An 11,866-nucleotide genomic window follows, 5' to 3' on the forward strand; every position below is an offset into this window, starting at 1 on the left:
CTCAGTCGCGGCCCGGTTTATAGCCGGGCTGCTATTTTTCATTCGAACACATATTTACCCAATTTTACCTCCACATTCGGAGGTATTTTTTTGTCCTCAAAATAATCATAGCCGGTTTTAAGGTTAAGCCAGAAATTATACCATTTTGAATTTTTGTGCCTATTCAGTTCTTTTTCTGTCATCCTGAAAGGGAAAATATGAACACGTATAAACGGCTGACCGTTCATAAACGAAGCATATAAAAGTGTGTATATCTCTTCAATGCCTTTATCGGTCATGGCATAGCATCCGATGGATGCACAGGAACCATGCACCATTAAGGACCCGCCGGTGTAGTTATGTGCACGGTCGTACGCGTTAGGATACCCAAGGTTAAACGCCAGATGGTAACTGCTCCATGGATTAAGAGAAGACGGTGTGACAAAATAAAAACCTTCGGGTGCATAACCGTCTCCCTGTCTGGTCTTGGGTCCCAGACCTTTCCAGCCGTAAGTGCAGATTTTGTACGTTTTAAATAACTCAAACAGTGAATCTGTTTTCACCCAGACCTCCAGTTCTTTGCTGACTTTGAAAATGCGGATAAAAAGCTCCGAACCAAAATCCTGGCCTCTGGCGTCCATCTCCTTTGTGAGTTTTGGTGTCCACTCCTCCACCACACGCTTAGAGAGATTACTTTCGGGAAGATCGGTAGCACTGATAGTTTTCATCATATAGAAAACCACAACAACAACCGTAAATCTTAAATGAAACATACCCAGATAACGTAAAAACAGGTGTTTTATTTCCAGTCGTAATTAGACTTTTAGTCTGCCAACAACTTTCAACAGGCGATAAAATTTATTAACTTCACGGCACAAATAAAAACACAACATGAAACATCTTTTCTTTATTATATCTGCTATTCTGTTATTCAGCTGCAGTTCAAAACCAAAAGAAATATCATATTTAGTAGCATCACACGACAATCCGGTAACTATTTATGTTGATCCTAAGGCAGACGCCCTGGTTTTATGGGCCGTTAACGACCTGGCAACGGATCTGCACAGCATTACCGGCTCTGAGGTAAGCGTTGAAACAACAACGAACAGGCCAACAGGGAAGGGCATTGTTGTTGGTCAGGTTACGGATGATTTAATTGCTTCATTCAAACTGGACCACGTTAAAAACATTGCCGGTAGATGGGAGACATTTCATATTGACAGGCAGAATAATACATTAGTCATAGCCGGAAGTGACATCAGGGGAACGGTTTACGGTGTTTTTGATGTCGCAGATAAGCTGGGGATCTCACCGTGGAAATGGTGGGCTGATGTGAAACCGATCCGGCAGGATTCACTGCTTTTTTCCATGCCTGAACAAGGCTATACCGAAGGTCCGTCTGTGAGATACAGAGGTATCTTTCTGAATGATGAGGACTGGGGACTGCAACCCTGGGCAGCCAAAACCTTTGAACCGGAAACGGGTGATATCGGTCCCAAAACATATGAAAAGATTTTCCAGCTTTTGCTCCGGCTCAAAGCCAATACCATATGGCCGGCTATGCATTCATGCACTAAAGCCTTTTACAGGATACCCGGCAACAATGAAATGGCTCAGAAATACCATATCGTAGTGGGCACATCGCATTGTGAACCGATGCTGCGTAACAATGTGGACGAATGGAATCATGATTTGTACGGCGACTATAACTTTTTTACCAATCAGGGTGCTGTTTGTGATTACTGGCAGGACCGTGTTAATGATGTCAGTGGTGCAGAGAACATTTTCACCCTAGGCATGCGGGGTATTCATGACGGGAAAATGCAGGGTGGCGGTTCGGATTCAGCCCAGGTTAAAATGCTTGAGCAGATTATAGATACCCAACGTCAAATGCTTAAGGATTCAAAGCAGAAAGATATAAAGGATATTCCGCAAACCATCGTATTGTATAAAGAGGTTTTGGACCTCTACAACAAGGGTATGCAAATTCCGGATGATGTCACCATCATGTGGTGCGATGACAACTACGGTTATATCCGACGCCTGAGCAACGACGAAGAGAATAAGCGTTCGGGATCCAGTGGCGTATATTACCATCTGAGTTACTGGGGACGGCCTCATGACTATTTGTGGCTCTCCACCACCCAGCCGGCACTGATCTGGCAGGAAATGAAAAAAGCATACGAGAATGGCGCAGACCGAATCTGGATTGCCAATGTGGGTGACCTGAAACCGGCAGAATACAACATGGAGCTTTTCCTCGATCTTGCCTGGGATGTAAATGCCTATGACAATACCAACCTTCGTGCGCATATGTTACACTGGGCAACACGCGAATTTGGCCAGGAAGCGGCTGAACCTGTCACGGATGTTATGAATGAGTACTACAGGCTGGCCTTCCTGCGCAAGCCGGAGTATATGGGCTGGAGCCAGACAGAGCCCAGCACACCTGTTCATCCTACCGCGTTTAATCCGGAAGAACAGAAACGCCGCCTGAATCAGTATAACGCACTGGTCAAAAAAGTGGATGATATTGCACATCTTATCCCTGAGAACCGTAAAGATGCCTGGTTTCAACTGGTGGAATACCCGGTAAAAGGAGCTGCACTGATGAACCGTAAATTCTTGTTTTACCAGCTTGCAATGGAAAGCGATGTACCGGCCAAACGTCAGGCTCTGCTCGAACAAAGCAAAGCCTCTTATGACGCAATTAAATCGTTAACACAGTATTACAATACAGAAATGAGTGGAGGAAAATGGAACCGGATGATGGACATGAGCCCCCGTAACCTGAATGTATTTAAAATGCCGGACTGGCCGGAAAGTGAAGTACCAGATGCTTTTAGAGACACAGATACAACACCTCAACGCATCTTTATCCAGGCCAGCGACTATGTGAATTACGACAATGAAGACAACTACCGCTGGGAAAGTGTTGCAGGACTCGGCTACAGCAACAGTGCGGTAACGCTGATGCCCTTTAAGCATAAAACATTTGATGCAGATATGATGCCGTGGATTGAATACAGCTTTAATGCACCTGTCAAAGGAGAATTTGAACTGCAGATCAGATGTCTTCCAACACATTCCAACACCTTTGATCAGAAGCTGAGTGTCCGCGTGGATAATTTGCCGGTTCAGACCTTTGATCTGAATACCTGGGGACGCAGCAAGGCATGGAAAATAAATACGCTTCGCAACAGTCAGATTGTAACGGTTAAGTCACAGGCCAAACATATCGGACCGCATATCATCAGGCTATGGGTGAACCAGACCGGTATTATCATTGACCAGCTGGCTGTGGATTTTACGCCGGATCAGCCATTTTATGAAATTCCGTACACGAAAGAATAGATGGCTAAAACTAAATTTCTGTTTTAACTATCAAATATCGTGATTCCTGAGATCGCCGGTAAGCCCTTTCAATGATTCACGGGATTAAGGACACAAATAACCTGTTGAGATAACTTTACCACAAAGGACACAAAGTATGACACAAAGGTCATAAAGCATACTTCTCTTATGGCTTCAAAAAAAACCATAAAATGCATGAACAGGGTCTATCCGTTTGCTTAACTTTAACGATTATTCCTCTTCAATCAGGACAAACCTGTCGCTTGCCAGAGGTGTCCAGTGTGTATCGGGAACCGGATCTTCTGAAAGGTTAACGTACAGGTCGAATGATCCTTCAGCTTCCCAGTCCCGGACCATAGCTGACACCTTAAACGTATGCTCACCACTGCCCTGCAATATGATTTTACGGGCATCAGAGATCAACACATAACCGGTGATGTTTTCTTTATTATTGAAACCGATCATCAGGGTTCCTGTAGCAAGCGTCGTCAGTTTATATCGCACCGTCACCTCAAACTCCGTCAATTCGCCGTCTGAGAGGCCATCTGTAGGGGTCACTGAAAGAATATGAATTGCGTCATCTTCATCCATCGCATTTTCTGGCAGGGTTTTAATACCGGTTTCCACGCCGTAAGCTGTACCCACGGAATTGGTGGCAAACACGTTTAAATAATACTGTGTACCGGCATCCAGATTATCGATGGTAACATCAAAAGAATCGCTTCCTGAAGGAAAGGCAGAGCTTACAGCTGAAGCAGGTGTTTTCAGGTCGTCGGTACTCACTGAAGGCTCAGTACTCCAGCACACGCCTCTTTCCGTTACAGCATCTCCGCCATCATCTGTCACAGTTCCACCGATTACAACCAATGATGATGTAAGCTGCGTCACAGGATTTGTAGTGACTACCGGCAGTTCTTTCGGTTCTTCTGTATCAGAACAACCGCTTACCATACCGGCAAAAGCTGCCGCAATTGCAAATAAACTCAGGGACGAAAAAAGGGTCTTTTTCATCATATTTCAGGTTAGTTATTTTGTCAAATATACTAAAAATAAAACATCCCAAATACCGCATCAGGTTCTGAGATACGATGCGCCGTTGATGTCCAGGATGGCACCGGAGGAGTATTCGGCACCTTCGGAAGCAAAATATACAATGGCATGCGCTACTTCTTCGGGTTGAGCCATCCGTTTAAACGGTGATTCCTCCATCAGGCGTTCCCTTTCCCTCTCTGTTAAAGTGGTCTTAGCCATATCCGTTTCCGTAAATCCCGGAGCCACAGCAAACACATAAATTTTATGATGAGCCAGGGCTTTGGCCATCGATTGACTGAAGGCGTTCAATGCAGCTTTGCTGGCTGCATAAGCCGGTTTCGTTGGTTCTCCCCGAAATGCACCACGGGAAGAGACATTGATGATCCTTCCTCCACCATGCCGGATCATTTCACGGGATGCCCAGTAAGTTAAACCGGCCGCTGCTTTCAGGTTTACATTCAGTATCTTATCCCAGGCCCGATCCCAAGCCTCAAAATCATCTTCCACAGAATGAAATGCTGATACTCCGGCATTATTCACCAGTACATCAATGGTGCCATACGTGTTAATAAAATCCTGAACCAACCGTCGGACTTCTTCCCTGTTCGCTATATCGTATTTAAAAGCTTTATGGTTTTTGCCCTTCAGCAGACCCAGAGTCGTATCTGCTGCCTCATCATCCGAATGATAATTGATACCAACGGTGGCTCCCTTTTCGGCAAACGCCAGGGCTGTTGCCTTTCCTATACCCCGTGAACCTCCGGTTATCAGAATGTATTTGTTTTCTAAATCCATCTGTTTAAACTTAATTTATTGTTGTTTTAAAAGACATTCATCTCGAATTAAAATAATTATTTCGCTATGCAGACTTAAATATACAACAAATCAACGGGATATTTTTTTGCTTAATAAATGACCCAGGATGAATAAAACACCAACAACTACAAACGGAAAAGATATCATCAGAACTATACCGATACTTATGCCAACAGAGTGGTTCATGCTGTAATTATGGGTATAAATAAATGGTGTAAACACCAAACCAACAACAGTGAAAGCGATACCGCCAACCAGTTGCTTACTCCATGCCAGTATAAGTAACAAAGTCAGAATAAACGATGGCACCAGATGTATCATAAAAGCTTTGACCTGTTGCCAAACAGTGAGATCTGGTTCAAATGCGTCAAAAGCAAACATGCTCACGAATAAAATAGCCAGAATGGATATCACTCGCGGTAGCCGGAATAGTATTTTGTTTTTCTTATTCATCGTCTTGTTCATCCGTCAGTTTAGCCTTAAAAACAAGTCTTAGCATCTGATAAATATCATTTGAATGATATACATAGTCCTCTTCTGTATTGACCCGGTGAACCAGGACCAGTTTTGATTCCGGATATACGGCCAGCATGTGAATGCCAACTCCGGTGTGATAAAAGGCATGTACATCTTTTTCATTTTCGGCTAACCGTAGTTTCCACAGCATACCATATCCCAGCTTGTATTCTTTGTTGTATATGGCGCTTGGTTTTATACTGCTTTCAATCCACGATTCCGGTATGATTTGCTGATTGTTCCAGAGGCCTTTATTCAGGTAGAGCTGACCATACAATGCCAGATCACGGGCTGACATCCGGAAATGATAAGCCGGATACGTTGATTTACTCTTTTCATACTGATAGAAGCCATCGGTCTGAGGCATTTCCACACCGGTGTCAGATTCACCGTCAATATCTACATATTCGCCTTTATAATCAACCATACCCAATGGTTTGGCTATCTCTTCATAGAATAAAGTATACAGACTTTTGCCAGTTCGTTGTTCCAGAATGGCGCCCAATGTATTGTAATCCCAGTTATTGTAATAGTAATGCCCGCCGGGTTTGTACGAATGCCGTTCAGGCAGACTGTTGATCATTCCCTGTGACATGGCGGCTGCCGGATGATACACACCCGATCTTGATTTTAACAGATCAGCCACCCGGGCACTTAATTCCTGCTCAGATAACTCAGGTTGCACATCCTGTATACCCAGCTCTCTTAAGGTCATGGATGTATCCAGTTTTCCCTGCGCTACAGCAACGCCAACAAGCGAATTCAGTAAAGTTTTACGCACCGAATGGATCAGATGTTTTTTTGAGGTACTGCCCCAGTCAAAAATCACATCTCCATCCACCAGGATCAGCATGGATGATGCGCCACTCTGATCCAGAAACTGTTTTAGCGTATCCAGTCTCTCTGATGAAAAACCTTTGGATTCCGGTGAGGAATAGGTCAGGTTACCGGCTGTCCTACCTGTACAGGCATTCAGAATGACGCATGCTGAAAAAAACAAGAGCAGATATTTAATATAATACGTAAATCCTTGCATTTTTACGATTCAGTTATTTGTATTTACATCGATGAAATATTCCTGAGGAATACCTAATTCTGAATTAATAAATCCCTTTCTGTCAAATTCGTCAATTGTTTTACGTGAATCGAATGCTGTGTTGTAATTTTCAGACTGACGATAACATTCCCATTCCTTTATTGCTTCCTTTTTTTGATGGAGTAACATTAATAGATTAAGACGGTATAAGTTAAAGCCAGCTTTTGCCTTATTTTTTCTTTCAAACAAATCCAGTGCATACCTATAATAAAAATCTGCACTATCCTGCTTTCCATCCAGCTCATAAATCATTCCCCGCATTGTAGAAAAAACTATATAATCCTTGAAGCCGATTTCATTTAAAAACCTCAGGGCATTTTCAAATTCATCATTCCGGCAATATTCCTGAACCAGCAATTTTTTGGCATCATAATTATTCCATTTATACTTAATTAGGGTTCTAAGCTTTTCTATTCTTTCATTGTGCTTATCAATATTTCCCAAAACAATATCGTTCTGAATTTGCTCAAAATAACCATAGTAAACTATTGGTACAGCAAGCAGCATAACCACCATAAGTACTATAAAAACTAAACGGAGCTTTTTCCTTTCTTCCTTTGTCATTTTAGCAGAGCTGGATCATTAAATAAAGCCTTTCTTACTACATCAGCAACACTTTGAGCTGATATATTATTGCGTTTACAATAGCTACTTTTCAACCATTCCTGTAGACTTTTGGTCCCTTTACTTGCATTACATGATATGCAACAGAGGGCAATATTATCAATGCCATTGATTCTTATATCATTAATGATATGTTCCCATGATGGTCTGTTTTTATAAATCATCTTGTTATTAGAAAATTTAACACCACAATAAACACATTCCACATCTCTTTGTCTTACAATAAGTTCAACTTCCTTTGGAATTCCCCATCTATTAGACATTCCTAATAATTTTAAGTTAAATCATTCTCCTTCAAAAAAATCATTATCAATTTCTTTAATTTCGTAAACAGTTTTTACCTGAACTCCAACATTATACTGATGCATTAAATCAACCAGCTTTGCTCCATCAATTAAAATTATCGAATGATGTGCTTCATGTGCTTTTTTAACTGCCGAATCATCAAATGTTGAAGTTGTGATAAATACTCCTTTGCTGGTATCACCACTCATTGCACCAATGAAATTTCGAATGTCTTTTTCGCGCACTTTAGTCTCATTATAGCGCTTTGCCTGAGTATATATTTTTTCCAGCCCAAGTTTATCTTCATTTATAATTCCATCAATTCCACCATCTCCGGATTTTGTTGTTTCAATAAAATCCCCATATCCCATCTTTTTTAGAAGTATTAAAATTACCTTTTCAAAATAGTAGGGGTCAAGCTCCTTAAGCTTTTCTAATAGTTCTGTTTTAACCTCAGTTTCTATAGATGAAAATCCTGAATCTATTAAATCCTGAGGTGAAGCATTATCAACCTTTACTTTACCTAATTCTATATCATTATGTTTTTCACTATTTACAGATTCACGGTAATTAATAAAATCCGGATCATTTTGAAGTTCATATAATGACAATTGCCCTTTTACTAGTATGTTTTTCCCTTTCTCAGTTATTTGAACAACACCTCTTTTAGGATATGAAACAAACCTAGCCATTTTAAGATATGATTTACCCCATAGGATTCTGTCAAGTAAAACATTTGCACCCGATGTCGTTTTCTGATTGAGTAATTCCTGAGGTAAATCCGAATAATATAAATCACGAACTTTAGATGCGAGTTCTCGACTTTTTAGAGATTCAACCTTATTTAGTGTTTCTAAAATAGGAATGAATGTTTCATGATATTTAGGTAATTCCATTTGATTTTTTATTAGCGAGTGTTTAACATATTCCAAACAGGAATGGATTCATTTCATAATAACACTAAAGGTATATATTTCAGGGGATTAATGCAACTAAAATATGACAGGCAGAAAAAGTCCGGTCTTTTCATAAAAAATGTCCGGACATTTTAATCAAAAAGTCGGGATGTTTTTCAAAAAAGAAAGGTATATTTTGATGAAAATAAAGGTACATTTTAGTCAAAACAAAGGTACTTTTTTTTAAACCCTGAAAATAAATCAAATAACAACCTAGCAAAATATTATATCGAAGTACAGAACCAAAAGAATTTTTATGAGATAAACTGATTCCGTTTGACCCCGGCCGGGGTCACATGTTTGTAGTAGATTCCAGGCTACAAATATTGGACTCCTGTCGGAGTCCTACCGGATTTTGCCAAAGCATTGTAAATCTGCCGTAGGCAAACACTTCAGCCAAAGACGTGTCATAACGTAGTCACTTGGTGATTAAACAGGCTTTGTAACTATTCGCCCGGTGACTATAAAAAAATGTCCATCCTTTTTTTTTAACACTAAAAATTAAGAATATAAAAAGAGTACAAAATAAAGTCAAAATCGATTAAAGATGATGTTATACATGGTGTATGACCCCAGCTGGGGTCACATATTTGTAGCATATTCAAGGCTACAAATATTGGACTCCTATCGGAGTCCTACCGGGTATTACCAAAGCATTGAAAATCTATTGCAGCGAAGACGTTACAACAAACGACAGCACCATAACGTAGTCACCCTGTGACTTGTTACAAACTATCCAGCCTTATTTCAAAATCCTGCGTTGGCATAAAATCCTGCATCTCCCAGAAATAAAGTTGTTTATTATTGGATATCCGTGAAGAATCCGGCAGGTATGAAAATGACTTAATGCTTATGTCTGCATCGTTGGTTAAGGTATAAACGGCTTTTTTTAAAGGTTCACCCCAGGCCTGTGTCGACGTAAGGATATAGGTATTGATATATGAAACTTTTTGACGGTAAAAAATATTGACATCAACGGTATCGCCGGCAGGAATAATTAACATAAAACTGACTGCTTTAATCTGCCTGCCAAAAGGTATTAAACCGCCTGTATTCAGATTGATTATCCTGACAGAATCAATTTTATCCATATCCGAAGCAAAAGGAAAGGTAATGGGCTGAAGCTTATCCTGCGGACCGGCATTATAAAATGAATAAATACCATTTACAGAAAAACGAACTGCATCTATTTCAAAATCGATATGTTCTTCAAAGAAGAAAACATTGTTCTGAGCCTGCACATAAGGTGAAACAGAAATAAATAAAACAAAAAAGCACAAAAAGACCTTTATCATCTTGATATCAATATCTTAGACGTACCGTAATTCTTCTTATTGATGTAGAGTCTTAAAATATACATCCCGTTTTCAACATCCGAAGGAACAGTGATCATTCCTTTGCTTTCTGATATAGAAAACTGAGCGATGCTCTGCCCATTGAGACTTACCAGTTCAAGGTAGCATTCTGATGATTTTATGGGTAAGACTATCTCGTAGTTGAAAACAGAACCCCGAACCGGATTTGGTGCGATCCGAAGCATTTTCACCTGTTCCGTTTTAACCTCCTGCACAGACGTAATCTTTTGAATATGAATATCTTCCACAATTACAGTATCAGGCTTTGGATCAATACTAATTGGAATAATATCTACAATATAATTGCTCCAACCATAAGTATAGTACAGCTGCGATATCTGATTTTTAAACGAGAGAAACTGAACAGAATACGAACCGTCCGCTCCGGGAACAAAACCAAATGATCCTTTTGCATAAATTTTGCGGTTGAAATCTGTGAGTAATTCGTTGCTCTCATCATAAATATTTCCATAAATAGTAGCACACATTCCGGTTGAATTATTTTCACTTCCAAATCCGGGTGATGAATCAATACTATAATAGTTTATGTAATTTACATTTCCAGTATAGGCACTTATACTGCTGAACGCGTGACAAGAAGCAATGGTTTCACCTAATCCAGGTGCCCGCAATGTAGCTGCACGATAGTTTCCATAAACAATTGGTTCCGGGACGGCGATGCCTGGTCCTGAATAATAATTGTAATAATATTCTATTTGCAGGCTATCACCATTCATGTCAATATTTATTTCTGACATCAAGCTATCGTTGCTTACTAATAGCAAGCCTTCACGAGCTTTAATTGTATAATTAACTAATTTGGCCCTAGCAGTTGAAGAACTAATAAATATACTATCAACTGAATTATAATTATGATAGAATTCTACATATTCATACTGTAGTTCAATCATCCAGTTTCCGGTTGAATCAAATCCTATTTCCGATATCCATATGTTTGGTGGTGGATCTATGAGAGGATTAGCTCCGGCCTGCTGGGCACAGAACCACACAAGCGTAAAGAGTAATAGTTTTTTCATGGCTTTCAATTCAAATCAGGTATGTACGATTCACATTCTACATCTTAAAGGTATAGAATTCAGAGGATTATTGCAAATAATAAAACGGATTATCTTTGCTTAGTCACAAGGAAATAATTTCCTGCCTGCACATATTCACCCGTGGCTATCATTAATATTCGGGTAATCTGCAGAAAAAGGATTTATGAAATCATTCTCCTGTTAATGCCTTATGTCACAAAAACCTTTTGCGAAATTTGTAACTTTGAAAAAAATTTAATTATGGTCACAGATAAACTATCCAATGCTCCCTTGTATTACGCACTGGGAGAACGCATAAAAAAAGGCCTTGAGTATATTCAGAAAACAGATTTCAGTCTGCTCGAAGATGGTAAATACACGATAGATGGTGATGCTATTTTTGCAGCTGTCAGTCACTATAGTACCAAACCGGTTGAAGAAGCTAAAACAGAGAACCACCGCAATTATATCGACATTCAGTATGTGGTAAAAGGGCAGGAAAAAATCGGTTATGCACCATATAAAGGTCAGGAACCATCTGTTGCCTACAATTCTGAAAAAGATGTCAGCTTTTACGATTGTCCCGTATCACTCTTTACGATGAATGAGGGCAGTTTTGCCATCTTTTTTCCGGATGATATTCATACTCCCGGTGTTGCCGTTACCGGACCAGGCAATGTAATGAAGGTGGTGGTAAAGATCAGGGTGGATTAGTGCCTGTCCACAGATGAAAAAAGGTTGCCTTCCGGCAACCTTCTCCTACGTGTTTATTCAAGTGTCTCAGAATTCTGAGTTTAGTATATTATTCAAACACAA

The 11,866-nt window shown here is 40.1% G+C and carries 12 protein-coding genes; 2 read left to right on the forward strand and 10 right to left on the reverse strand.

The window, feature by feature from the left end; all coding sequences use genetic code 11:
* Positions 1 to 38 precede the first annotated feature (38 nt).
* Positions 39 to 752, reverse strand: coding sequence for a L,D-transpeptidase family protein (locus ACE1EF_RS04660; RefSeq protein WP_375719456.1), 714 nt, complete (start codon positions 750 to 752; stop codon positions 39 to 41).
* Between the two features lie 118 nt (positions 753 to 870).
* Between ACE1EF_RS04660 and ACE1EF_RS04665 the strand changes: the two genes are divergently transcribed.
* Positions 871 to 3,333, forward strand: coding sequence for a glycosyl hydrolase 115 family protein (locus ACE1EF_RS04665; protein ID WP_375719457.1), 2,463 nt, complete (start codon positions 871 to 873; stop codon positions 3,331 to 3,333).
* A gap of 231 nt (positions 3,334 to 3,564) precedes the next feature.
* Here the strand turns inward: ACE1EF_RS04665 and ACE1EF_RS04670 are convergent, their stop codons facing one another.
* From ACE1EF_RS04670 to ACE1EF_RS04710, 9 genes are all read right to left on the reverse strand, one after another.
* Positions 3,565 to 4,347 carry a hypothetical protein gene (locus ACE1EF_RS04670; protein ID WP_375719458.1) on the reverse strand — a complete coding sequence of 261 codons (783 nt, stop codon included), beginning with the start codon at positions 4,345 to 4,347 and terminating at the stop codon, positions 3,565 to 3,567.
* Between the two features lie 57 nt (positions 4,348 to 4,404).
* Positions 4,405 to 5,160 carry an SDR family oxidoreductase gene (locus tag ACE1EF_RS04675; protein WP_375719459.1) on the reverse strand — a complete coding sequence of 252 codons (756 nt, stop codon included), beginning with the start codon at positions 5,158 to 5,160 and terminating at the stop codon, positions 4,405 to 4,407.
* Between the two features lie 90 nt (positions 5,161 to 5,250).
* Positions 5,251 to 5,634, reverse strand: coding sequence for a DUF7670 domain-containing protein (locus ACE1EF_RS04680; RefSeq protein ID WP_375719460.1), 384 nt, complete (start codon positions 5,632 to 5,634; stop codon positions 5,251 to 5,253).
* Positions 5,627 to 6,733 carry a serine hydrolase domain-containing protein gene (locus tag ACE1EF_RS04685; RefSeq protein WP_375719461.1) on the reverse strand — a complete coding sequence of 369 codons (1,107 nt, stop codon included), beginning with the start codon at positions 6,731 to 6,733 and terminating at the stop codon, positions 5,627 to 5,629. The genes ACE1EF_RS04680 and ACE1EF_RS04685 overlap by 8 nt, the downstream gene beginning before the upstream one ends.
* 9 nt (positions 6,734 to 6,742) lie before the next feature.
* Complete coding sequence (locus ACE1EF_RS04690) at positions 6,743 to 7,357, reverse strand: hypothetical protein (RefSeq protein ID WP_375719462.1); 615 nt, start codon at positions 7,355 to 7,357, stop codon at positions 6,743 to 6,745.
* The gene (locus ACE1EF_RS04695; protein WP_375719463.1) at positions 7,354 to 7,680 is read right to left on the reverse strand and encodes an HNH endonuclease signature motif containing protein; all 327 of its coding nucleotides are present in this window, start codon (positions 7,678 to 7,680) and stop codon (positions 7,354 to 7,356) included. The genes ACE1EF_RS04690 and ACE1EF_RS04695 overlap by 4 nt, the downstream gene beginning before the upstream one ends.
* 21 nt (positions 7,681 to 7,701) lie before the next feature.
* A complete protein-coding gene (locus ACE1EF_RS04700) occupies positions 7,702 to 8,598 on the reverse strand; it encodes a restriction endonuclease (protein WP_375719464.1) in 897 nt (298 codons plus the stop codon).
* A gap of 785 nt (positions 8,599 to 9,383) precedes the next feature.
* Positions 9,384 to 9,953, reverse strand: a complete 570-nt coding sequence (locus ACE1EF_RS04705) for a hypothetical protein (RefSeq protein ID WP_375719465.1) — start codon at positions 9,951 to 9,953, stop codon at positions 9,384 to 9,386.
* The gene (locus ACE1EF_RS04710) at positions 9,950 to 11,050 is read right to left on the reverse strand and encodes a T9SS type A sorting domain-containing protein (protein ID WP_375719466.1); all 1,101 of its coding nucleotides are present in this window, start codon (positions 11,048 to 11,050) and stop codon (positions 9,950 to 9,952) included. The genes ACE1EF_RS04705 and ACE1EF_RS04710 overlap by 4 nt, the downstream gene beginning before the upstream one ends.
* A 261-nt stretch (positions 11,051 to 11,311) precedes the next feature.
* Here ACE1EF_RS04710 and ACE1EF_RS04715 point away from each other — a divergent pair, with 261 nt between their 5' ends.
* Complete coding sequence (locus ACE1EF_RS04715) at positions 11,312 to 11,764, forward strand: NanQ anomerase/TabA/YiaL family protein (RefSeq protein ID WP_375719467.1); 453 nt, start codon at positions 11,312 to 11,314, stop codon at positions 11,762 to 11,764.
* The last annotated feature ends 102 nt before the right edge of the window (positions 11,765 to 11,866 follow it).

It is taken from the genome of Quyinboa sediminis, assembly GCF_042219855.1.
Classification (GTDB): Bacteria; Bacteroidota; Bacteroidia; order Bacteroidales; family UBA5342; genus JBHJHP01.